Source organism: Pelobacter seleniigenes DSM 18267 (assembly GCF_000711225.1).
Lineage (GTDB): Bacteria > Desulfobacterota > Desulfuromonadia > Desulfuromonadales > Geopsychrobacteraceae > Seleniibacterium > Seleniibacterium seleniigenes.
On the sequence record NZ_JOMG01000004.1, the window covers coordinates 875,939 to 899,436 of the forward strand.

The window sequence follows — 23,498 nt, forward strand, 5'->3', positions numbered from 1 at the left end:
TATTGTCAATATGAAAAGGGTTTGCGGGCTTCGTCGAGAAACATCCTTAAGCCACGCGTACAAGCGAACCTTTCGCTGTTGACGAAGTTACCACGTGGCCAGGTTAAAATAACGAAGGCTTGGGGGGAAACCAAGCCTTCGTTGTTATTTCTTGAATACTTTATGGACCCGTAATTGAAAAATCACCATCTGACATATCTGTGTTTAGCCCTGTTGTGCCATTATAGGCCACAACTCTAAACCGTGCAGTTGTCGTATTTACGTTTGGAACGGTCCAATTGTACGAAGTAACTGTGCCCACATTAGCAACCCATGTCCAGGGAGCACTGCCTGTTTGTGAGTAGTAAAGGACATAACGTGTAGCATTTGGCATTGCGTTCCAGCTAACAGGTGCCGTTGTAAGTGCTGTTAATGTTTCTCCACCGTTTGGACTGGTGATCGCACCGGGAATTGGTGCTTGGGTAATAGTAAAATCACCATCTGACACATCTGTGTTTAGCCCTGTTGTGCCATTATAGGCCACAACTCTAAACCGTGCAGTTGTCGTATTTACGTTTGGAACGGTCCAATTGTACGAAGTAACTGTGCCCACATTAGCAACCCATGTCCAGGGAGCACTGCCTGTTTGTGAATAGTAAAGGAGATAGCGTGTAGCATTTGGCATTGCGTTCCAGCTAACAGGTACCGTTGTGAACGCAGTAAATGTTTCTCCACCGTTTGGACTGGTGATCGCACCGGGAATTGGTGCTTGGGTAATAGTAAAATCACCATCTGAGACATCAGCACTTAATCCTGTTGTGCCATTATAGGCCACAATTCTAAGTCGTGCAGTTGCCGTATTTACGTTTGGAACGGTCCAATTGTAAGAAGTGACTGCACCGACATTGGCAATCCAGGTCCAAGGAGCACTGCCTGTTTGTGAGTAGTAAAGGACATAACGCGTAGCATTTGGCATTGCGTTCCAGCTAACAGGTACCGTTGTAAACGCAGTAAGTGTTTCTCCGCCATTTGGAGAAATAATATTGCCTAGCCCAATAGTAGAAGTATTTGATATCGCACCAGGAGCTAATTGACCCATTGGTTGACCTATATCAGTTGCATTCACACCATACACTCTATATGCGTATATAGTTCCAGAAATTGCTGTTGTATCAATAAAAGTTGTTGAATTTGCTAACGTTGTTCCTAGGGGTTCCCAAATTCCAGCCGAGAATCTTTCAATCAAAAAGCGAACCTCATTAGCAGGGTTGCCGAAATTAGCCTTGGTCACAAAATCAACTGGTGTAGGATCGTTCCAAGTTAATTGTACATCTCCATTTGTTAATAGTTGTGCCGTCAAATTCGTCGGTGCCGGTGGCAATCCTTCTACGAACTTGAAGCTCATCGGGCGCATCATGTCGTTTTCTTCGTGGCTGAGGATATGGCAGTGCCAGACGTATTCCCAGTCGAAGTTCATGAAGCGGTTAAGGTTCGGCTGAAGCCAAGCTTGGCCGGTGATCGGGTCGACGAGGGAGAGGTGCGTCGGGTCGTCGAGGGTTGTTGCCGGGTTGAGTGGCCGGACACTTTCGGGTACACCGAACGGAACCCGCGGGGTGATCGGCCTGAGTGCGACGATGGTGTCTTCAAGCGGGCTGATGCGGACGGTGTCTTTCCAGCCCACTTCAGTCGGGTCGGGCAGGCGCAGGAAGCCGTCCCAGCCGACGCGGTTAAGAACCTGAACGTCGAACAGGTGGAAGTGAACCGGGTGTGTATCGACGCCGTTGTGGGTGATCTTCCAGACCTGGATGCCATCTTGCTCAAGAATTTCAGTTGATGGGTCACTGAAAGTCTGGACCACGAAGTTGACCTGTCCGGCAGCCGGGTTGGCAACAGTCAGACCCAGGCCTGCTCTCATCCGGCCGAATTCATCAAAGGTTTCCCCTTGCTCATCCTGAATAGCTTTCTTTTCCAGTGGAGCAGTGACGATACTGGCGGATTCAGGATTGTAGAAGCTGATCTGAGTATCGTTGATCTGGGCAATACCCCAGTTCGGCCAGGTGGTTTTAAAGGTGCCTGCCGGGGGCTCATAAGCATTGACATAGGCGTCGAAGGCAACGCCGTTATGCTGGAAAGCTTCGTAAAGAGCTGGATCACCGGTGGGGTTCATGTTGCCCTGTCCGGCAATAATGGTGTCCTGTGAACTCTGGAACACGCCGACGCCGACTTCAGTGGTTGATGTCGATGGAGCGAATTCCGCTTTAAGGGCAGCTACATCATAAGCCGGATCAGCACCGGTTGCTGCAACTTTGATCTTCATAACGGTCCGAGTGTTGGGGCCGATACCGATCGGTGTGGTATTGGTGCCACCCATGTCGCGATTGTCAGGTGCGCCAGTGTAGTAGTCGTAGTGCGGGTCAAGTGCCGGCCACGGAGCGGGCGCGTCGTTGTAAACGATGAGTTCTTGTCCTGCGTATTGCGAGAAGTCAACGACGACATCGACACGCTCGGCAGGTCCGACGATCAGTGATCCGCCGTTAACGTTACCGGCGTTGAAGGTGGTGACGTCCGCATTCCAGGTGATCGGATGGCTGGGAATCTCAACCGGTTGCGGCAGGAAGCCGCCTTCAGAACCGATCATGATCCAGGACGGGCCGGCCATGCCCCAGTCAGGCACACCACCGGGGCGACCATCGACCGGCCAGGTGTCCGGCCTGGTGGCGCCGGTGCTGCTGACCGCAACGGCCGTTGCCGGAAGCATGGGGACTTCGGTCAGTGATGCCAGCGTTTGGGCACCAACATAAGGGCTGGTTGTTGCGGTAAAGCCGGTCAAATCAGGGGTGGGTGGTGTAGCTTCCACATGACCTGGATCGGCAACAGCTTTATACATCTGCAGGTTATAGAAGCGGTCATGGGCGGCATTCAAAATACGGAAGCGATAGGCCTTCGGTTCAACTTCAAGTACCGGGTAGGCTGTTCCATTGATGGTCGGTGTGTCCATGAATGCTTCAGCACCCCAGGATGGGTTCGGCGAACTTGGCATGTATGGTGGTTGACAGAAACCGCCCAAGCTGCCTGGTGTGGTGTCGTCGGCTGGGTCGCAGCCGCAGTAGAACGGGTTAGCGTTGGGGTCGGCGCAATCTGCCGCGTAGTAGGGGTTCGGGATCGGCTGGAAGTGATTGTTGGTAGCCGGCCAGAAGTAAGGACCATAGGCCCAGCGCCCCATCGGGGCGATGCCTGTGAAATCATAGGGGTTCTGAGCAGGCATGTACACATGTGGCCACCACAGATCGCCTAAAACCGGGGTCATGGTTTGGCCGTCGTTAACCGGAGCTGTTCCCCATTTCCAGGTCGGGTCGGTGGCTGCAATGGTATTGGGGTCAACAAAGGTCCGATCTTCAAAGATCAACGGAATTTCACCACCCAACGAGGTCGTTGTCCCATCGGATTGAACACCGGGGAGTATCGCGGCGTCGATCAGAGCTTGCTCGGTATCGTCGCGAATAATGTAACCGGCTGCGCCGCCGACATAAACGCCGAGGCGGGTGATGCCCCATGAGTGATCATGATAGAACATCAACCGTGAACTTTGCTGGTTGGTGTAATAGTAGGTTGAAGCACCGGGACCCGGATCGGGCATGTCCGGCACGTTATTGGTGCTGACGCCGGTCGGGTAATCAGTCGTCTCACCGGCCGGGGTAATCCATTGGTGAGGAGTCCCGTCACTGATCCAGGGGGTCCGGCCACCGTGGAGGTGGAGCAGGGCGCGGTTCTGGGTGAAATCACCAGTGGTCTTCGGGATCATTTCTTTGGTTACCGGATCATAGTCGATCTCAAACGGACCGGCTCCCATGATCGAGGTATCGACAGGAACAAACAGCTTACCGGCTTCACCGATCGGCAGGTTGTTGACGAACTTGATGCGAACCGGGCGGTCTTTTTTAGTCACAATGACAGGGCCGAGATGATGCGGTCCGGCGTTGGCGACTGAAGTATCGGTATTGTTAGCTACGGTACAGGCCCCAGGCAATTGCAGGACCGGATCGCTACAGGTTGAGGTGTCGGTTCCGGCATTAATCTGATGATAACCGCGCATGGTCGTCGCTGCGGTTCCGGCCGGCAGGTCGGAGTGCATCTGCTCGTGGAATTGAACGATTTCGATCTCGTAATAATCAGAACCGGGGTAGGTGACGATGTCCGGCACTGCCACCGGGACACATTGCCCCAGGTTGTTGGTCTGGTCACAGCCCAGCGGGGCCAATTTGTCGACGAATTTCCGCAACGGCGGGCTATAAGCCCAGTTGGGGTTGGTCAGGTAGTCGGGAATACTGCCCGGTCCGATCAGGTAACTCTGGTTCGGGGTTGCGGTAAAATCACCCTGATAGCTTGGATCCATATATTTAATCTGATCCGGATCTGCGGAAAGCACAGCAGGGTTACTGGGACTCAGATAGGCCAAAGCGGGGCCGGTGGCCAGGAAAATCGCCAACGCAGATAACACTGCGCTGATCCAAAACCTTGAATGTCGCCTATTCATACATACCTCCGTGAATGGTTTCCATTTTCTTTCCAGTCATTGTTTAAAAATGTGGTTGCCGAGCAAAGGCATTTTGTGGCAGCAAGCTTCATTGCGGTGCCTTGTCAACCGGCGCATTTCCTGAATTCATTGAATTGATATTCTGCTGGCGCAGTTTCAGCAGTTCATCACGGCGTTTCTTGGCCTCTTCACGTTTTTTGATGTAGTCAAGCTGGGCTTGAGGAACCGTGCCGACCTGGCCTTTTCCAGGTTCGGCCTGTGCTTGTGGAGCGGCCTGGTCCGCCGGCGCATTGCCATTGCCAGCTAACAGCATGGCTGGCGCTGCAAGCATGACTGAAAGGGTTAGGATTAAGGCTGCAAACAATTGCTTTTTCATACATAACCTCCCCATTTTCGTATGAACTAACCTAGTTGATAGTTTGTAGTCGAAGTTGATGTGCTGCTGTTCACAATGTTGAACATCAAAAAATGATTTCGCTTGATCCGGAATTGATATCCTTTCGTCTCTTTGTCTGGTGTCACTTGGACATATAAATGTTGTTCACTTTGACGACGTATTGGTCGGCAATGCAGATGCAGTTTCCGTTAATCCCCATTTTTGTAAGATCGATGAGAACTTCATGGTCTTTTGCGACCCGTAGCATCCTCCAGCCGCCTGGTGTTGTAATGTTCAGATAATCGACCGAAAGAGCATTGCAGCGCGTTCCACAAAGAAATAATCCAACGTCGGCATCTTCAGTGGCGTCAGCAGGGGTATAGCGATAGTCTTTGGACACGTAGACATATTCGACTTCGGCTTCAGGTTTGCCCGCAGGTTTAGTCCCGGCGGAATCTTGTGCGGTCTGAGCACAGGCCGGTAACGCCAGGAAGAATAGAAGAATGAGCGTTGTCATAAAGAGTCTGAACATGAGCAAGGTCCCCCGCTTGATTATTTGATGATCCATTCACTACGTCGTTCGAGTTTGGGTTTGTCTCCATCACTGAGCTGGACGATAAAGCATCCTTTTGAAGCATATCTTTGGCCAGGACCAAAGGTCAGGCGTTCATAAAGAGGCAAGTAGGTGTCTTCCATCATGCCGATGGAATCGAGCAGGAAGTCACGATAATACTCGCTGCGCATTTCCATGAGCGCGTCACCAATCATTTGATTCGTGATATAGCCCTTCTTGAAAATTTTCTCATCGTACAGGGCGATGGATTTCCCTTGCAGAACCTTGTTCAAAAGAGTTTTGAAGCGGGCTTCTTCTTGGGGCAACCGGTAGGGATAGGTCATATAGAGAAAGCCACGTAATGGTTCTGGAACACTGTAGATGGATTGGTCCAGCCAGGTTGCAGAGGCAACAAAGAAGTTCGGGTGACTTTCCCCTGCAGCGACCTCGGTCAGCGCGGGGAGGGCGCTCTCGTCGTCCCAAACGATGACGGCCACCGGCTTATGCTTGTTAATCAATTGCTGAAGTTGGGTTTTCGTCAGTTTTTCCCCTGGCGTCAGGGTTGCTTCTATCGCCGCCGTATTTCCAGCTGTATTCCATATCTCACGGAATCCGTCTGCAAGAGCCTGCCCGCGTGGATTATCACGGTAGACTTGCAGAATCGCGCCATCTTTGAGCAAACTTTGGATACTCATCAGGTAGCGTGCGGCCGCTTCTCCCTCTTGCCGTACTCCACGTGAAAGGTAGAGGGTGTACCAGTCGGTATCGGAGAGCACCGGATAATCAACCACCGGAAACAGGTTGGGAAGGTGCATATCTTCACAGAATTGATGCACCGGCGCCCAATCGCCTTCCGATATTCCGCCAAGCAGCGCAAACACTGGTTCGTTTTGATAATAATCTTCCAGCTGTGCACGCCAAGTCTCAGGGGCGCCCTTTAGGATCCAGTGCGACAAAGTAAATTTTTTGGCCATCAGGTCCGGGCCCAACATGTTGTAACCCATGCGTGCAACCCGGTCGTTGTTGCCAGCGGCAACCGCTAAGGCATTTTTCCGGTCGATGCCAAACTGGATCGGATCCAGCATCGATTTAACTGCTTTCGGGTCGGTCCCCTCAACGATGACTGTGGCAAACTTGATCTGCTCCTTGCTGACCCCAGGAGAAGGCTGGTCAGAGAGAGTTTTCAAATAAGCGATCAGGATGTCCATGTCCTCGCCGTAAATATCGTAACGCGGCATGACATGCAGGACCGAACGGCCGGTCGGGTCGACACCGCCCTGAATCAATTCGGCCAGGGTCTGGTCGGTATAGGCCGGCCGGACCGGCAGATATTTGGCGTAGTTGGAAAATGAAGGAACGTGCTCATACCCTTTGATAAAAGGTTCACGAGGTTCATAGAGAATGCGACCATTGGTCGGCGGAGTGATGACTTCTCCCTCAATGGAGCCCATGCCACTATGGAGATGGCAGCTAACGCAGGTGAAGGCCGTACCGTCAACCGGAACATCATCACTGACAAAAGCCTTGATGGGGTCGCCAGAAGGCAGGACGCCGTCGCGATACATTTTTTGCCCGATTTCCTGGATTTTTTCAGGCGGAAGGTCGGTTCCTGCCAAAACAGATGAAACCAACAGACCGCTCAGGCACAGGGCGGCTGCAAAGAAGAAAACCAAGGCGATTCTGGATTTGCTGAAGAACATGGCCACGTTATAAAACCCCCACTTTTTCACATTCTTTAATAAAGTCTTTGCCGCTGAGCAGGCCGTAGAGCCTGATCCAGGTCCCGTCCTCGGGTGAATGGATAAAGGTCAGCGGCTTATGATCCATTTTGTCGCGAAAATAGGAATCGAAAGCATTCATGACCCGGTTAATATCCTGCCGGCTGCCGGTCAGGAAATCCCAACCCGGCTTGCTCCGGTAGCGCTCGAGGTACTCTTTCATGACTTCAGGCGTATCGTTTTCGGGATCGATTGTGATGGAGATCAGGTGGACTTTTTCACTGTCCTTGCCAAGTTTGCGTTGCAGATTGGCGTAGCCTGCCGACAATACCGGACAGATGGTCGTGCAGGTCCCGTAGATAAAATCGACAATCACCATTTTTTCGGTGTCAATGATTGATTTTAGACGAACTCGTTTCCGGTCCTGATTCACCAGAACGATGTCGGGGATGGTGAAATTATGCACCGACCGTTCATAGCGCGGCGCGGCTGCCTGGGCTTGTGGAAGCGGAAGTGTCAGCAGCAGAAGCATTGCCGCCATCATGGCCTTCCTGAAAGAGCCTGTCATTTACCAATCCCTCCTGAGTTTGTGGTATGGCTGCCGCCTGTGGATGTTATCAATGTCGTGTGCTGAGTTTTCTGCAAACCTCGGTTCAGCAATGAAGCATGCTGGAACCCGTGCAGCTAGGACTCAAGGGAACTTTTCATTTGCCCCCGCTATTGAGAATTCCTTTTGTTGTCTTCCAGGGGAGGGAATGAAAAGATTTAGAGAAAGAAAACGCTCTCCTGCAAGTCAATCCCCATCTGATTGAATCTGTCAAATTAAACCGTTTATTAAACGGCTAAAGTCGACTTTAATAATTCTTTGTTGCGCTTTCTCTATCTTATTGAATTACTTTTCATCATAAAGTCGATACAAAGTTTTATAGTCGACAAACAGATTATCGCAAAATTGTAATAAATTGGATATGGGGGAAATGGTAGGGTAGGGGGTAGGAAAAACCTACTTTTAGTATGTCATTTGAGAGTCTTTCTATGGCGGTTTGATCTTCACCACATTTCAGGATCGATTATGCCTTCCTTGATGGCATATTGCAACATTTTGATCGGTTGGGTTGTGCCCAGTTTTTTACCGATATTGACGCGATGCTTTTCAACAGTCTTGGGGCTGACGCAAAGAATATTACTGATTTCCACAGTTGAATTGCCCTGGACCAGAAGCAGAAATACCTGCTGCTCCCGATCCGACAGCGACGTGTAACCACCGTTCGGTTGCTCTTCCTTGCGTTTGCCGGTCACAAAAAAATCAACCACATCACTGCGGATTTTGGGGCACAGGTAATATTCCCCCTCTGATACCTGGCGAATGGCTGTTAAGAGGTTGGCGGATGGTGAAGTTTTAAGCACATAACCACGCACCCCGGCGTCAAAAGCCTGTTTGATGTAAGCTTCTTTTTCGTGCATGGAAAGGATAATGATTTTGGTCTCGGGAACATTGTCCCTGATCAGTTTGGCCGCTTCCGTCCCGGGCATTTTGGGCATGCCGACATCGAGTAGCAAAATATCCGGCTTTTGGGCGCGACATTTTTTTAAAGCGTCTAGGCCGTTTACCGCCTCATCCACGACTTTGATATCACTCTGCAGATTAAGCAGATTGCGTAGGCCTTCTCTGACCAGAGCATGATCTTCGGCAATAATAATTTTGATCAAGGATGTTCCTTTCTTTCAGGTCTCTTGGTAGGGATTTTAACATAAATTTCAGTTCCTTGCTTTTTCCCGGTTCTCAATTCCAGATAACCGTTCAGGGCGGCAACCCGCTCTCTGATGCCCAACAGGCCGACCCCCTGACGTCCAGCCCCCCGTCGGCCGAGCTGAGCCGAATGCAGTTCTTTGCTGCTGAACCCGATTCCGTTGTCCTTGATAGAGAGAACCATAACCTGATTATCTTGGTTATTGAGGCGGATTTCGACATGGCTGGCATCGGAATGCTTAAAGATATTATTCAGCCCCTCCTGGCAAATCCTGAAAATACCCAGTTCAACTTCCGGAAACAGACCGTCACTGAGTCCCTGGCAAGTTAAATTGATGTCGATTTTATCAGATTGTTTGCTGTATTCGTTCACAAGCCATTCCAGGGTGACTTCCAGTCCGAGTTCGTCCAGCATGGGGGGCCTTAATCCTGATGAAATTTTGCGGATTCGCTGCCCCAGATCTTCAATCAGATAGGTCAGCTTTTCCCCTTGTTGCCGGCAGTTCAAACGGATTTCTTCGGGGTTGCGTTCGCTTTTCAGATTGAGATCGCAGGTAATGGCCATGGTTTCAACGCCAAGCTGCAGTGCGGTCAGGATCTGCCCCAGATCATCGTGGAGGTCGCGGGCCAGAGCTTTTCTTTCAAGTTCGCCAATATTGATCAGTTGTCTGGAAAGCGCCTGAATTTCCGTTTTAGCTTTTTGTTGTTCGGCATCCAATTGCTGAAACGGTTTGTAGAGGCAGAAAAAAAAGATCGGGGAGAGGAGCAGTATGGTGCCGGTTGCATCGACCAGGACGTGCTCCATAAAACCGAAGATGGAAACTCTTAAAATAAACTGTTCAATAATAATCTCCACCAGAAACACCGACACCGCCATATACAACAGAGGTCTGGTCAAGGTGGGGAAAATCTTTGCTTTCTCGGGGAGAATTTTCAAACCGCCCAGATGGCCTCCAATATCGGCCTGGTCTCCGCCAAGTTCCTCCCGGTAAACTTTCATAGGCTAGCTCCTGAGTGTCTTTCAGTTGCCAAGTGCAAATAACCACTGTTGATTGATAATTTTAATTATAACTAAAATGGTAAAAAATTGGGTTAATTTTCCAGTTTGTTCGCAATTTGCAGAGGGGTTAAAAGGAAACAGCGCATTCAGCAGTATCAACCCCGCCAAAATTTGTTTAAAAACGGGCAAAGTTCATCAGCCTGAAATGACCGAAAACAATGGGCCAGCTGGCAATCAGAACAAAAAGAACAAAGAATATGAGGGCTGTGAGAAGCCATTTTTTTTCGAGCCGTTCTATTTCAAAGATTAACGAAGGATATTTTTTGAGCGGTTGAAACAGCCCGGGCAATATGCTGAACAGGGTCCCGACAAACAATCCGACATACAATGGATAGCCGATAAAGCCGTAATTTTTCTGCAGCAGGTCAAAGGGGCAGTGGTGGGTAGGGAGTTCGTAAATATAAAGAGAAATGAAAGAGATGACGGAAATCAAGGCAGCGACAAAGAAGATTGCTCCGGCCAGGGAAAAACTATATCGCAGCCATGGGGCCGTTTTTTTCCAACAAAGCCAGGCCAAACCAGCCAGCAGAGCAGCCAGGCCATAAAAGAGAAGCATCATGCGTCCAGGGGCCAGCCCGGCCAGGTCGGCCGCAACGCCGCTGCCGTCAGCACTGAACAAGGAACCGCAGCAGGAGGTAATGATTTCTGGATCAAGCTGATAAAAGTAGCTGATTTGCAAATAGAGCTCACCGCCAATCAGCGGAGTCAGCAGCAACAAGTAGGAGTATTTCAATTTAATCAGAGGAGAATCTTCGGCTCTACCGTCAAGATAATTCAATGCAATCCACAGGGCGGCTGCAAAAAAAACCAGAATTTTGACGTAGAGTGCAGACCAGCCGATCGGGTTCGCATTCAGGCTGCCGGTTGCGCACATGGCGCCGACAAAAAGAGGGTGGATTTCTTCCAGGGTATAAATGAACAGGAACAGCGACAGAACCTGAAAACCCAGCGCGTAGTTGACAATGGTCGAAACCAAAAAAGTTTTGCGCTCGAGCTGAAGCTGTTCTTCCGAACAGCTGTAAAAATCCCAGCGACGCAGGATTTTTATCGCCAGGCTACTGGCGTAAAGCATCATCAACAGCACCAGACCGGTTCCGCCGAGTAATGCCATTATGCCGGGATGCAGTATCAACTCAACAGTCCTCCATCAGCCTGCCGCTGTGCATGGAGAACGCACTGCTGATCAGGGAGTGGTTGAACAACTGTGGATCGTGGGTTGCAATCAGGATCGTTCTGCCGCTTTGGTGGATAGTGGTCAGTATCTCTATCAGGTCGGCAGATAGTTGACTGTCAAGATGTGCGGTGGGCTCATCCGCAATGATGATGTCCGGGTCATTGATCAGCGCCCGGGCAATGGCCACCCGCTGTTGCTCTCCGCCGGATAACTGGCGGATTTTTGCCTGTTGCTTATTTTCCATATCCAGTTGTTTTAACAGTTCAAGGCCACGGTTTTTCATGGCGCTGATGGGGACCTGTTGCGGATAGAGAGGCATCAGAACGTTTTCCAGGACAGAAACATCGCGTAGCAGGTTGAATTGCTGAAAAATGAAACCGAAGGTCTGTTGACGGGTCCGGGCCAGAAACCGTTCGGAGAGTTTGACCACATCCTTCTCGCCGATCCTGATCCGTCCCTCGGTCGGCCGTGACATACAGCCGATCAGACTCAGCAAGGTGGTTTTACCCGAACCGCTCGGACCCTTGAAGACGGCAACCTCTCCAGCTTCGATCTGCAGGGAAATATCGTCCAGGGCGCAAAATTCATCCGGCTTGTGCGCATTGTAGATTTTTTTGACATGTTCTATTCGGATCAAAGGTGGCAAATCAATTATCCTCTCATCGCAGCTTCAGGGTCGGTAATTGCGGCCTTCCAGGACGGGATAACCGTACTGACGACATAGGGTGGAACGGTCAGAAAGGCGATGACCAGAATCTGGTAAGGATCAATAAATGGGGCCAGCCGAAAGGTCGGAAACAGGACCGACCAGCCCTTGATGACCGGGGTCAACAGGGTGGCGTTAAGAAAGAAAACATGGATATAGGCGGTCAGAAGCCCCAGCAGCAGGGCGGTCAAGGAGACCGCTATCCCTTCCCAGAATTTGACCTCAAGAATATTGGAGGTTTCCCAGCCGATCGCTTTGAGTATGCCGATCTCCCTCTTTTCCTCGGCGCTGATCCCGGTCGCTTTGTCCCAGGCGAGAATGCAGAAGGCAACCAGGGCGGCAACAAATACCGACAACATCATTCCGCTGCGCCAGTTGAATACGGCCGCATAGGTACGGAGAATCTCGCTACGGCTGATCGGCCGGGTGTCGGGAAGCTGGCGTTTGATCTTTTCCGCGATGGTGTTGATTTCGACCGGATTTCTGACCGAGACCGCGATGTCTGTGGCCAGATCGGCCGGATAGTCAAAGAAGTCGATGAGGTCCTGCTTTTCCAGGATGACCAGATCGTTGGTTAATAAGGCTGATTCGGGCTTGAACACTCCGGTTACGGTAAAAGTCCGCCCGACATTGGCACTGTCGACCATGATCAGATCGTCCTCAAGTCCGATCCTGCGAACCTCAGCCACTCCGGCCCCGATGGAGCATTCGCCCGGATTTTGGGGCAGCCGGCCTTGCAGCATCGGCAACTTGGAGTGGCTCGGCAATACTTCCTGGAGGGTGTAGTTGGCATCGATCAGACCGTCATAATAGTAACCCCAAAGACGCGGCTGAACCTGGGCCACTCCGGGAATCCGCCGGATTGTTTCCCCGTACTCCAGGGGGATGAGCTCATGACGCCCCCCGGAGAGCCGCTGGACCACCAGTTCAGGTGCATCGGCTAAAAGGTATTCAGCCTCCTTTTTCAAGGAGTGGGTTAAAAAAAGGATGGAAGCCAGGGTTGCAACGGTAAATGTGTAGACGATAATAATGGCCAGGTTCTTGAATTTTCTGCGAATCAGAGACGAAAGTGCATATTCTAGAATTTTGAAGTGATGCATGGGCCACCGTTGTCCGGAAAATTATTGATTGCTCCTGCCAAAGCTGCTTGGGGCGATAATGGATCCGGCCGGAAAATGCTCAAGGGCCGAAGGAAAATCCTGAAACGGCGTAAACCGATCAGCCTGGGACGGATGGCGGGTGTAGCGAGCCTCGGTCCAGATGGCCAGATCGGTCAGTTGTAAAGCACCTGCCGTTGTTCTTAATTGGGGCAGCTCTGTCGCCAGCAGATGGTCGGCTCTGATCTGTCCAAAAAAGAACAGCAGGCTCAGGACCAACATTTCCAGGGCGGTCAGAGCAATGAAGACCCGGTGCTTGAGCATCGAGTTACTCGACTTCGGTTTCGATAAGATGGTGTTCTTTGTAGATGAGAACTTTTTTACCGCCATGATCACGCATGAACGATTTGACCTCTGCGCTGTTGCGCAGGGTGACGTACTCTTCACCCATGGGGCCGAGCACATCACTGCCACTGACAAAATAAACCTCGCTGGCAGGCAGCAGCACGACATTGTAATAATCGGTCACAAAAACCCCGGAAATGTCTGCCAGTTTGGCGCCGGGGTTATATTTATTCAGATCAGCCAGGTAGGTGAACATGTCCTTCGGACCGTCAAAATAGGCCTTGGTGTCGTCCTTGAACTGGACAACGGCAATCCAGTTCGGATATGGTGCCACGAACATTCCGCAGACCGGACAGCGCTCTTTATCCGGCAATGGCGGAGTATCCGCCAACGCGGGCAGGGCAAGGAAGGTCAGGACCAACAGGATTGCTGTCATTTTGCCAATGGCCATCGCAAGACACCTTTTTTAGATAGGGTTTGTGACAGATATGAGTATTTATATCTGATTGAATGATAGCCGTAAATGTAGCAGCATTGCAACATCAGGTTTTAATCTTTTATCAAGAATTACGGGTTTTTCCAGACCTGCTGATCCGCTTGGGTGACGATGATAGCGGGGAAAGGCAGCCAGAACCAGCTGCGCAGCGGTATTTGGAGAGACGTGTAGAATCCCCGGTGGAGAGTTGCTGGGTGAGAGCAGTCTGCAAATTATGGGGAAAATTCCACAAAATCTTGATTCTTGTCGGTAAAAAATGAGATTGTAGATAGTTTGTTGGAGTTAAACGAGGATACCACTCTGGCTTGTTGCCAGGGGGTCGAGTTTAACAGTTTGAAAGAGCAAATTTAATTCCGGATATTGAATATGGAATCTGTGCGGGCGAAAAGCGCAGGCTTCTGCATGGGAGTCAGCCTGGCCTTACGCAAATTGGATGAAGTTATAAAAAAACATCCCGACTCAGGAAAGATCTACATTTTCGGTTCAATCATTCATAACCCTCAGGTGGTTGAAGATTATGCCGGAAAAGGGGTCGTTACGGTTGAATCGGCTGAGGATATTCCGGACGGCTCGATCGTTGTGGTTCGGGCTCATGGGATTACCAAGCAGATCCGCCAGCGGCTGACCGAGCGGGGTATTCATGTTGTCGATGCGACTTGCCCGAAAGTCAGGGAAGCCTGCCTGAGGATTGAAAAAAGCACCGCAGAAGGGCGGACTTTATTGTTGTTCGGTGAAGAAACCCACCCCGAAGTCAAATGCCTGTTAAGTTATGCGGCTGGAACCTCTTTTGTGTTCGATAGCTTTGAACACTGCCGTCGCCAGCGGCTTGATCCTGCTCTGAAATATTGCCTTGCTGCACAAACAACGCAGGATAAAAGTACTTTCGACCAGATCAGCAAGCACTTGACCAATCACGAAAATCTGGACCTGATTGTCCTGCCGACGATTTGTGATGCCACTAAAAAACGTCAGGGAGAAGCCATTCGCCTGGCTGAAGAGGTCGACTTTTTTATTGTTGCCGGGGGGTACAACAGTAGCAATACTAAGCGTCTGGCCGAAGTGATCGCCGCCCACGGCACCAAGGTCATTCATGTTGAAACAGCTGCCGAATTGCCGCTTGACGAACTGCGCCAGTATCGCAAGATCGGGCTGACCGCCGGGGCTTCCACCCCAAGGAAGATTGTCGATGAAATCCAGGCGGTTCTGGAATCGCTTTAAATTCATAGCACCATGGAGTCTGTTTTGCCTGTCATAAATCAATCCGTTCCGGAAATCCTCCGTCCCGAGCTGTCCGGGAATGGGGTCTGTATCGAATCAACCGAGCTGAAAAAACAGTTACAGCAGATTCAACGGCCGCTGTTTTTGGCACAGGACGGTGCCGGTGTCCGGCTTCGGGATGCTGCTGCCAGCGGACCGAACGGAGAGTTTTCCGGGATGGTCCTGCCGTGCCCCCTCGAATCCCTTGGCAGCCGCCGCTTCTGCAGCGATTTCAATATCAAGTACCCCTATGTCGGTGGCTCCATGGCCAAAGGGATCAGCTCGGTTGCGATGGTCCGTGAATTGGGGCGCCACGGCATGCTCGGTTTTTTCGGCGCCGCCGGGTTGTCTTTGCAGGATATCGAAAGGGCCATCGATCAGCTGGAGTCGGAGGGCAATGCTTTTTCCTACGGTTTCAACCTGATTCACAGCCCCAATGAGCCTGAACTGGAAAAGGCCGTGGTCGAACTTTATATCCGCCGCGGCATCCGCCTGATTGAAGCGTCCGCGTTTTTGTCCTTAACCTTGCCGGTCGTCCGTTTCCGAACCCATGGAATTTATCGGGACGCCCAGGGAAGGGTGGTTGCGCCCAACCGGGTCATCGCCAAGATATCCCGGGAAGAAGTGGCTGCGAGGTTTTTAGCTCCCCCACCGGAGAAAATGTTGCGCCAACTGGTTGCCGAAGGTCAGTTGACCGAAGAACAGGCCCTGCTGGCTGCTGAGATCCCGGTGGCGCAGGATATTACCGTTGAGGCTGATTCTGGCGGGCATACCGATAATCGCCCGGCACTGGCTTTGTTCCCAACCATTCTTGCTCAAAAAGAACAGGTTCAGCGTCAGCAAAACTATGCCTGCGAGTTGCGGGTCGGACTCGGCGGCGGCATCGCCACTCCGGCTTCGGCCGTTGCCGCATTTGCCATGGGCGCTGATTACCTGGTGACCGGGACTGTCAACCAGGCCTGTATTGAATCGGGCACCTGTGACGAAGTGAGGCAGATGCTCGCGGAAACCCGGCAGGCGGACATCACCATGGCTCCTTCCGGGGATATGTTTGAATTAGGGGTTAAAGTTCAGGTGGTTAAACGCGGGACCATGTTTGCCATCCGGGCTCACAAGTTGTATGAACTTTATCGCGCTTTCAGCAGCATTGAAGAATTGCCTGCCGATGAGCGGGACAAGCTGGAAAAAACCTTTTTCCGCACTTCGCTGGATGCGGTCTGGGAGCAGACCCGGCGTTATTTCTCCGGGCGTGATCCCCGCCAGGTTGAAAAAGCTGAAAAAGACCCGAAATATAAAATGGCCCTGGTTTTCCGCTGGTATCTGGGGCAGTCTCCCGTTTGGGCCAATAGCGGTGAGGCGAGTCGGAAAATCGACTATCAGATCTGGTGCGGACCGGCCATGGGAGCCTTTAACGAGTGGGTCCGTGGTTCGTTTCTGGAACAGGTATCGGAACGCAAAGTTGCTGTCGTTGCCATGAACATTCTGTTTGGTGCTGCCGTGTTGCAACGCGGCAATCAACTGAAACAGCAAGGGGGGACCCTCCCTTCAGCACTGAATCTGACAGCTCCGCTGACCATTGATCAAATCAAGGAGTTCCTCAGTTGAATAATAACAATGAAGTTAAAGAACAGTCGCCGGCATCCGTCCCTCTGGCTATTGTCGGGATCGGTTGCATGTTTCCTCAGGCGGATAACGCCGGTGCCTTCTGGACCAATATCAGGAACGGCGCCGACGGCATCAGCGAAGTTCCGGAAACGCACTGGCGTCCTGAAGATTATTTTGATCAAGACCCTAAAGCGGCCGATAAAGTTTACTCCAAACTTGGCGGCTTTTTGTCGCCGGTAGAATTCAACCCGATGGATTACGGGATTTTGCCCAATTCCATCGAGGCCATCGATACCTCACAGCTGCTTGGACTGCTGACTGTTGAACAAGCCCTGGCCAATGCCGGTTATGCTGGTGATAAAGAGTTTGATCGGGATCGGGTCAGTGTCATCCTCGGTGTGACCGGTGCCCTGGAACTGGTGATTCCGTTAGGGGCAAGGCTCGGCCACCCGCGTTGGCGGCAGGCTTTGGAAGATGCCGGGGTAGATCAGGAATTGGCTGAAGATGTGGTCCGGCGGATATCCGATTCCTATGTCCCCTGGCAGGAGAATTCCTTTCCCGGTTTGCTCGGCAATGTCGTGGCCGGGCGGATCAGCAAGCATTTTAATTTCGGCGGCACCAACTGTGTTGTCGATGCGGCTTGCGGCAGCTCTTTAAGCGCTTTGAACCTGGCCGCTCTGGAACTGGCGGCCGGTCGCTCCGATATGGTCGTGACCGGCGGTATCGATACCTTCAACGATATTTTCATGTACTCCTGCTTCAGCAAAACCCCGGCCTTGTCGCCTTCGGGACATGCCAGACCGTATTCCGCCGACTCCGACGGGACCACTATCGGTGAAGGTCTCGGGGTGGTGGTGCTGAAACGGTTGAGCGATGCCGAACGGGACGGTGATCGAATCTATGCGGTGGTCAAAGGGATCGGTGCGTCCAGTGACGGGCGTGGCGGTGCCATTTACGAACCGACTGCCAGCGGTCAGACCAAGGCCCTGCGCCGGGCTTACGAGCAGGCCGGAATTGATCCGCGCAGCATTGAACTGATTGAAGGGCATGGGACCGGGACCCGGGTCGGTGACGCCATCGAAGTGGCCGCCTTGCAGGAAGTTTTCGGTCCCGCGGAACAGCCCTGGTGCGCTCTCGGATCGGTCAAGTCGCAGATCGGCCATACCAAAGCCGCTGCTGGCTCGGCCGGGCTGATCAAAGCAGCCCTGGCCCTTTACCATAAGGTTCTGCCGCCAACAATCAAAGTTGACCAGCCCCATGAAAGCCTGTTGCAGGAGTCATCAGCCTTTTACCTGAACACCGAATGCCGCCCTTGGGTTGGCAACCCGAACCACCCGCGGCGGGCCGGAATCAGCGCCCTGGGCTTCGGTGGCAGCAATTTCCATTGTCTTCTTGAAGAATATCAGCCGGAAAAAGCCGTGGTCGATTGGTTGGGTGATGTCCAGCCGGTGCCCTTTTCAGCGTCAACCATCGAGCAACTGAAACAGGCGGTCAACGATTTCCCGGTTGCGGCCGACTGGCGCGCCATCCGCGCTGCCGCCGCCGCCCAGCGGCAAAGCTTTGACAGCGCTGCTGAATACCGTCTGGTAGCGGTTCTGGATCGCCGCCAGGCTGATCCGGTCGGGCCGTTAAAGACCTGCCTCACCCAGTTGGCTAAACATGCGGAGCAAAGCGTCTGGGAAACACCTGACGGCGCTTATTTTGCCAGCGGCCCGGCTGGTGGCAAAGTGGCCCTGCTGTTTCCAGGACAGGGAGCCCAGTATCCCGGCATGCTTGCCGATCTGGCCGTGCAGTTCCCGGAGTTTTTTGTTGTTCTGGAGCAGGCCGATCGTTCCTTTTCCGCTGCCAATGGACAGAGCAGCGGTGCCCTGGCCGGAAAACTGTACCCACGGCCGCAATTTGATCAGGCGGGCAGGGACGCCAGTTTTGCCGCACTGCAGGCCACCGACCTGGCCCAGCCCGCGCTGGGAGCGGTCAGTCTGGGAGCGATGCGGGTTTTGAATGGTTTCGGCCTGCAGGGGGATGCTTTTGCCGGACACAGTTACGGTGAACTCGCGGCGCTTTGTTGCGCCGGTGCTCTGGCGGAACCGGATCTCTATCGTCTGTCCAAATTAAGGGGCGAACTGATGGCCGCCGGTGGCGGGGACCGGGGGACAATGCTGGCGGTATCCGCCCCCTTGGCGGAGATTGCCGATTTTATCAGCACGGCTGGTCTCGATCTGGTTTTGGCGAATCGCAATACGCCCACTCAAGGGGTTCTTTCCGGGGCGACCAGCGAGATTGAGAAAGCCGCTCGGTTACTCGAACAGCAGGGGATTGCCCACAAGCGTCTCTCTGTGGCTGCGGCATTTCACAGCGCGCTGGTTGCGGAAGCCGCCCAACCGTTTGCTGCTGAACTGGCTCAGGTTGACTTTCAGCCGGCCCGCGGCCAAGTGTATTCAAATACTACCGGCCAGGCTTATCCGCAAGAGACTCAAGCCATGGCGGAACTGCTCTCCAGACAGTTGGCCAGCCCCGTCGATTTTGTCGCGGAAGTCGCCAGTCTCTATCGGGATGGCGCACGCATTTTTGTTGAAGTGGGTCCTGGTGCACGCCTGGTCGGGATGGTCAAAGCGATCCTCGCTGAGCAGCCATATGCGGCGGTTGCCCTTGATTCTTCCAACGGTAAACGTTCCACGATTCACGATCTGGCCCGACTGCTGGCCCGGCTGGCCTCCCTTGGCGTCAGCCTTGATCTGAGTCGTTGGGACCAGGGTTACGGTGCAACTGTTGGAACCAAGCGGAAGAAAGCCGGTCTGACCTTGACCCTGAGCGGCGCCAATCATTTTAAAAAGCCGGCCAAGCGGCCGCCGTTGGCTCGCCTTCAGCCGCAGCCAACAGAACCTGTTGCAGCACCCGCTTCACAGTCGTCTGCAGCAGCCGCGCCAGTAGCAATCGGTGCGGCGGGAGTCTCTCCCGCGGCGCCGTCACGGCCGACCGTGGCAAGCGACCGGCTGCAGGATGCGCTACGGATGACCACGCAGAGTATGCAGGCCCTGCAAAGCCTGCAGGAACAGACCGCCAAGCTGCATCAACAGTTTTTAGAAGGGCAGCAGGCCGCGACTCAGTCCTTCATGCAGCTGATTGAACAGCAACAGCAATTGCTGCATGGGCAGCCTTTGGTGCAGAACACAGCCACCCCGGCTGCTGTAGCCGCACCAGTTGCCGCACCCGCAACTCAACCGGTGGCGGCCGCAGTTCCAACCACGCCGACTAGTCCTCAGCCCGCCAGCGCTGCCGCAGCGCCTCTGCCGGTAACTCCGGTTGCCCCAGCTGCCCCGGCTGTCGTCAGTAACATTGCTCCGTTATTGCTCGAAATTATCGCCGAGAAAACCGGTTATCCGGTAGAAATGCTCGAACTTGAGATGGCGCTGGACTCGGATCTGGGAATTGACTCCATCAAACGGGTGGAAATCCTCTCCGCGCTGCAGGACCGCTTACCGCAAGCTCCGACCATCGGCCCGGAAGACCTTGGCCGCCTGCAGACCCTGGGGGAAATCGTTGCTCATCTTGATGCGGAGATGCCCGGTGATAAGGCTGCCACGGCGACCAGCGGGGTTTCTTCCGCAACCGTGGATGCGTCCCAGATTACTGCAACCTTGTTGGCGGTGGTCGCAGAAAAGACCGGCTACCCACAGGAGATGCTTGAACTGGAGATGGCCCTGGATAGCGATCTGGGGATCGATTCCATCAAACGAGTGGAAATTCTTTCCGCCTTGCAGGAAAGCCTGCCTGAGCTGCCGCCGATTAAACCTGAAGAACTGGGGCAATTGCAGACCCTGGGACAGATTGTCGCTCATCTTGGCAGCGCGATTAGCGTTCCCGCCAGCGTGGCAACAGTTGCTGCTGCGGCGCTGCCGCAGGTGAGCCGCAAGCAGGTGAGTGAGACCCTGCTAGCCGTGGTCGCAGAAAAAACCGGCTATCCGGTCGACATGCTCGAACCGGAGATGGCCCTGGATACCGATCTGGGGATCGACTCCATCAAACGGGTGGAAATCCTCTCCGCCCTGCAGGAACAGCTGCCGGATCTGCCGGCCGTCAAGCCGGAGGATCTCAGCGTGCTGCAGACTCTCGCCCAGATCATCGATCATCTCTGTCGCAGCCAACAGCCGAGTGCCATCGGCGTGGAACAACCGCAGCCTACAAGCGTCGATCGTGGCACAGTTGCCAGCACCCTGCTTGAGGTGATTGCGGAAAAAACCGGTTACCCGGTGGAGATGCTTGAACTGGAGATGGCCCTGGATACCGATCTGGGAATCGACTCCATCAAGCGGGTGGAAATCCTCTCCGCTTTGCAGGAGCGGATACCGGGTGCGCCGGCCATCAAGCCGGAACATTTGGGTACTTTGCAGACCGTTGGTCAGATCGTCGATTTCCTGGCCAGCCTGGCCGGTTCGGAAGAAACCAGGGAACCTTCCTCCAGTCAAGCGGTTGCGGCTGCCAAAGGGATCTCCCGACAGGTTCTCCAGGCCCTTCCATTACCTAAAAAGCGCCCCCAGAAGGAGTTCAAATTTACCTCCGGCGCGCAGGTCTGGATTACCGATGACGGTTCTGCCCTAAGTGATGAGCTTTGCAAACGGTTTACCGCTCGCCAGTTGATCCCGCGGAAAATTTCTCTGTCCGAATTGACCGACCTGGAAATTCCCGAGACCCTCTCCGGGCTGGTTGTGATGGCGCCTCTGCATGGCACCAGCGACCGCTTTTTAATCGATTCATTTGCCCTGGTGCAGAAATGTGAACCCGCCCTGGATACCGCCAGCGGGCGCGGTGGTGCTTTTATTGCCACCGTTTCCCGTCTGAACGGCTGCTTTGGGCTCAAATCACGCAGTAGCATTAGCGATCCCTTGTCCGGCGGCTTGGCCGGGCTGTGTAAAACCGCAGCCCTGGAATGGCCCTCCATTCATTGCAAAGCCCTGGATATCGCCATGGGAATGGAGATCGAAGCGACTGCCGAAACCCTGGTCAACGAGATCTTCCTGGCCGGCCCCCTTGAGGTCGGCGTGACTTCGGTCGGGATTCAGGGGTTGGAACTGGTCGAGCAACCGCTGTCCAGTCAAGCTTTGGACCTGCCGGTCGGAGCCGGGGATCTGGTGGTGATCAGCGGTGGTGCTCGGGGCGTCACGGCCGAAGCGGCAGTTGCGCTCGCCCGCGCCAGTCAGGCAACGCTGCTGCTACTGGGCCGCAATCGTCTCAGTGAGAGCGAGCCGGCTTGGCTCAACGGGCTGCATGATGAGGCAGCCATTAAAAAGGGAATTCTCGCTCATGCTACCGGGCCGATGAAACCGAAAGAGGTTGCCCAGGAGTTCCAGCGGATCAGTGCTGAGCGGGAAATCCGCGCAACCCTGGAGCGGATTCTTAACGCCGGCGGCAAAGCCCTGTATCGGTCCGTGGACCTGCGTGATGCCGACCAGTGTCGGGCGGTTATTGCCGAAGCTGTTGCTGAGTATGGTCCGGTGCGCGGGATTATTCATGGTGCCGGAGTGCTGGCCGACAAACTGATCAAGGAAAAGACCCTGGCTCAATTTGATCAGGTCTACGCGACCAAGGTGGACGGTTTGCGCAACCTGCTCGCTTCAGTGACTGAAGCGGATTTGCAATTCCTTGCCCTGTATTCGTCCTCGACCGGGCGTTTCGGGCGCATCGGCCAGGTCGATTATGCCGTTGCCAATGAGGTGCTGAATAAAATTGCCGCTGCAGAGGCGGAAAAACTGCCTCACTGTCGGGTTCTGGCTCTGAACTGGGGCCCCTGGGACGGGGGGATGGTGACCCCGGAACTGAAGAAAGTCTTTGCCCGGGAAGGGGTTGCGGTCATCGATCTGCAGGCCGGAACCGACTATTTGCTGCAGGAGTTGTCCAATCCGGATCGGGAAGCTGTCGAACTGGTGATCAGCGGCGCTGAAGAACAGGGCAGCGCTCTTTCGACCGCCGAGCCGCAAGCGAATATCTATGTGTCCAAGGCCTTCGATCTTGAGCTGTCCGTTGAACAGTATCCGTTTTTGAAATCTCATGTCATGGATGGCAAAGCGGTTCTGCCGGTGGCGATCATGGTCGAATGGATGGCCCATGGTGCGATCCACAACAATCCTGGCCTGAAATTTCAGGGGTTCAATGATCTGCGGGTCTTGAAAGGGGTCATCCTGGCGGCGGACAGTAGCTACAGTCTGCAGGTCATGACCGGTAAAGCGATCAAGAGTGACGGAATCCATGTCGTGCCGGTGGAAATTTCCGGCACCAACGGCAAAGGGCAGGTCGTACCTCACGCACGGGGCCGAATTCTTCTGGCCTCAGCCTTGCCGGCTGTCAAAGCCGCTTTGCCGGCTCCTGAGCTGCCGGCCTATAACCGGGACGGGGAAATTTACACCGCCGACCGTCTGTTCCATGGTGCTGACTTCCATGGCATCAGCCGGGTGCTCGGTTGCTCCAGCCAGGGGATCAGCGTGGTTGCTCAGGGGGCACCGTCGCCCGGGCAATGGATCGACCAGCCGCTGCGCAGCAGCTGGTTTGCCGATCCGTTGGTCCTCGACAGCAGTTTCCAGTCATTGATTCTGTGGAGTTTTGACCAATATCAGGCCGGCTCGCTGCCGGTGTTTGCCGAACGTTATCGGCAGTACCGCGAGCGCTTCCCGACCACCGGGACCGAAATCAGGGTCAAGGTCATTGAGCGGAGCACCAGCCGCGCTGTTGCTCAGATCGACTTTGTCGATGCCACCGACGGTTCGCTGGTGGCGCGGATCGAGAACTACGAATGTGTGATCGATGCCTCGCTGAATGCAACTTTCCAGCGTAATAAACTGACTGGAGTCGCTTGA

Annotated in this window: 15 protein-coding genes; 3 read left to right on the forward strand and 12 right to left on the reverse strand. The window is 53.6% G+C overall.

Annotation, left to right across the window (positions count from 1 at the left end; translation table 11 throughout):
* Positions 1 to 160: 160 nt before the first annotated feature.
* The 12 genes from N909_RS0120970 to N909_RS0121025 form a co-directional block, all read right to left on the reverse strand.
* On the reverse strand, positions 161 to 4,513 hold the full coding sequence (locus N909_RS0120970) for a multicopper oxidase domain-containing protein (protein ID WP_063336446.1): 4,353 nt from the start codon (positions 4,511 to 4,513) through the stop codon (positions 161 to 163).
* An 88-nt stretch (positions 4,514 to 4,601) separates the two neighbouring features.
* Positions 4,602 to 4,889 (reverse strand): hypothetical protein, encoded by a 288-nt coding sequence (locus N909_RS0120975; RefSeq protein WP_029918073.1) that lies wholly within the window; start codon positions 4,887 to 4,889, stop codon positions 4,602 to 4,604.
* Positions 4,890 to 5,031: 142 nt separating this feature from the next.
* Entirely contained in the window at positions 5,032 to 5,457 is a 426-nt protein-coding gene (locus tag N909_RS0120980) for a hypothetical protein (RefSeq protein ID WP_051689999.1), read from the reverse strand.
* Positions 5,442 to 7,142, reverse strand: coding sequence for an ABC transporter substrate-binding protein (locus tag N909_RS0120985; RefSeq protein WP_029918075.1), 1,701 nt, complete (start codon positions 7,140 to 7,142; stop codon positions 5,442 to 5,444). The genes N909_RS0120980 and N909_RS0120985 overlap by 16 nt, the downstream gene beginning before the upstream one ends.
* A gap of 7 nt (positions 7,143 to 7,149) precedes the next feature.
* Positions 7,150 to 7,728, reverse strand: coding sequence for an SCO family protein (locus N909_RS0120990; protein WP_029918076.1), 579 nt, complete (start codon positions 7,726 to 7,728; stop codon positions 7,150 to 7,152).
* Between the two features lie 482 nt (positions 7,729 to 8,210).
* Positions 8,211 to 8,870, reverse strand: a complete 660-nt coding sequence (locus tag N909_RS0120995) for a response regulator (protein ID WP_029918077.1) — start codon at positions 8,868 to 8,870, stop codon at positions 8,211 to 8,213.
* Positions 8,867 to 9,910 (reverse strand): sensor histidine kinase, encoded by a 1,044-nt coding sequence (locus N909_RS0121000; protein ID WP_029918078.1) that lies wholly within the window; start codon positions 9,908 to 9,910, stop codon positions 8,867 to 8,869. The genes N909_RS0120995 and N909_RS0121000 overlap by 4 nt, the downstream gene beginning before the upstream one ends.
* Before the next feature lie 175 nt (positions 9,911 to 10,085).
* Positions 10,086 to 11,102, reverse strand: coding sequence for a hypothetical protein (locus tag N909_RS0121005; RefSeq protein ID WP_029918079.1), 1,017 nt, complete (start codon positions 11,100 to 11,102; stop codon positions 10,086 to 10,088).
* Position 11,103: 1 nt separating this feature from the next.
* Entirely contained in the window at positions 11,104 to 11,790 is a 687-nt protein-coding gene (locus N909_RS0121010; RefSeq protein WP_155006028.1) for an ABC transporter ATP-binding protein, read from the reverse strand.
* 5 nt (positions 11,791 to 11,795) lie between these two features.
* Positions 11,796 to 12,950: an ABC transporter permease gene (locus tag N909_RS0121015; protein ID WP_029918081.1), complete on the reverse strand. Its 1,155-nt coding sequence runs from the start codon at positions 12,948 to 12,950 to the stop codon at positions 11,796 to 11,798.
* Positions 12,951 to 12,971: 21 nt separating this feature from the next.
* The gene (locus tag N909_RS0121020; protein WP_029918082.1) at positions 12,972 to 13,271 is read right to left on the reverse strand and encodes a hypothetical protein; all 300 of its coding nucleotides are present in this window, start codon (positions 13,269 to 13,271) and stop codon (positions 12,972 to 12,974) included.
* A gap of 4 nt (positions 13,272 to 13,275) precedes the next feature.
* Positions 13,276 to 13,743: a nitrous oxide reductase accessory protein NosL gene (locus N909_RS0121025; RefSeq protein ID WP_029918083.1), complete on the reverse strand. Its 468-nt coding sequence runs from the start codon at positions 13,741 to 13,743 to the stop codon at positions 13,276 to 13,278.
* A gap of 411 nt (positions 13,744 to 14,154) precedes the next feature.
* Between N909_RS0121025 and ispH the strand changes: the two genes are divergently transcribed.
* The 3 genes from ispH to N909_RS0121040 all read left to right on the forward strand — a co-directional run bounded on the left by ispH (position 14,155) and on the right by N909_RS0121040 (position 23,498).
* Positions 14,155 to 15,006 carry a 4-hydroxy-3-methylbut-2-enyl diphosphate reductase gene (ispH, locus tag N909_RS0121030; RefSeq protein ID WP_029918084.1) on the forward strand — a complete coding sequence of 284 codons (852 nt, stop codon included), beginning with the start codon at positions 14,155 to 14,157 and terminating at the stop codon, positions 15,004 to 15,006.
* A 216-nt stretch (positions 15,007 to 15,222) separates the two neighbouring features.
* The gene (locus N909_RS0121035; protein WP_245613655.1) at positions 15,223 to 16,650 is read left to right on the forward strand and encodes a PfaD family polyunsaturated fatty acid/polyketide biosynthesis protein; all 1,428 of its coding nucleotides are present in this window, start codon (positions 15,223 to 15,225) and stop codon (positions 16,648 to 16,650) included.
* The gene (locus N909_RS0121040; RefSeq protein ID WP_029918086.1) at positions 16,647 to 23,498 is read left to right on the forward strand and encodes a type I polyketide synthase; all 6,852 of its coding nucleotides are present in this window, start codon (positions 16,647 to 16,649) and stop codon (positions 23,496 to 23,498) included. Before N909_RS0121035 ends, N909_RS0121040 begins: the two co-directional genes overlap by 4 nt.

Coding starts and splice junctions, on each gene's coding strand:
- N909_RS0121015 (WP_029918081.1), bottom strand. CDS start 12,950: ATGCATCACTTCAAAATTCTAGAATATGCACTTTCGTCTCTGATTCGC.
- N909_RS0120985 (WP_029918075.1), bottom strand. CDS start 7,142: ATGTTCTTCAGCAAATCCAGAATCGCCTTGGTTTTCTTCTTTGCAGCC.
- N909_RS0120990 (WP_029918076.1), bottom strand. CDS start 7,728: ATGACAGGCTCTTTCAGGAAGGCCATGATGGCGGCAATGCTTCTGCTG.
- N909_RS0121025 (WP_029918083.1), bottom strand. CDS start 13,743: ATGGCCATTGGCAAAATGACAGCAATCCTGTTGGTCCTGACCTTCCTT.
- N909_RS0121020 (WP_029918082.1), bottom strand. CDS start 13,271: ATGCTCAAGCACCGGGTCTTCATTGCTCTGACCGCCCTGGAAATGTTG.
- N909_RS0120975 (WP_029918073.1), bottom strand. CDS start 4,889: ATGAAAAAGCAATTGTTTGCAGCCTTAATCCTAACCCTTTCAGTCATG.
- N909_RS0121035 (WP_245613655.1), top strand. CDS start 15,223: ATGGTCCTGCCGTGCCCCCTCGAATCCCTTGGCAGCCGCCGCTTCTGC.
- N909_RS0120980 (WP_051689999.1), bottom strand. CDS start 5,457: ATGGATCATCAAATAATCAAGCGGGGGACCTTGCTCATGTTCAGACTC.
- N909_RS0121000 (WP_029918078.1), bottom strand. CDS start 9,910: ATGAAAGTTTACCGGGAGGAACTTGGCGGAGACCAGGCCGATATTGGA.
- ispH (WP_029918084.1), top strand. CDS start 14,155: ATGGAATCTGTGCGGGCGAAAAGCGCAGGCTTCTGCATGGGAGTCAGC.
- N909_RS0120970 (WP_063336446.1), bottom strand. CDS start 4,513: ATGAATAGGCGACATTCAAGGTTTTGGATCAGCGCAGTGTTATCTGCG.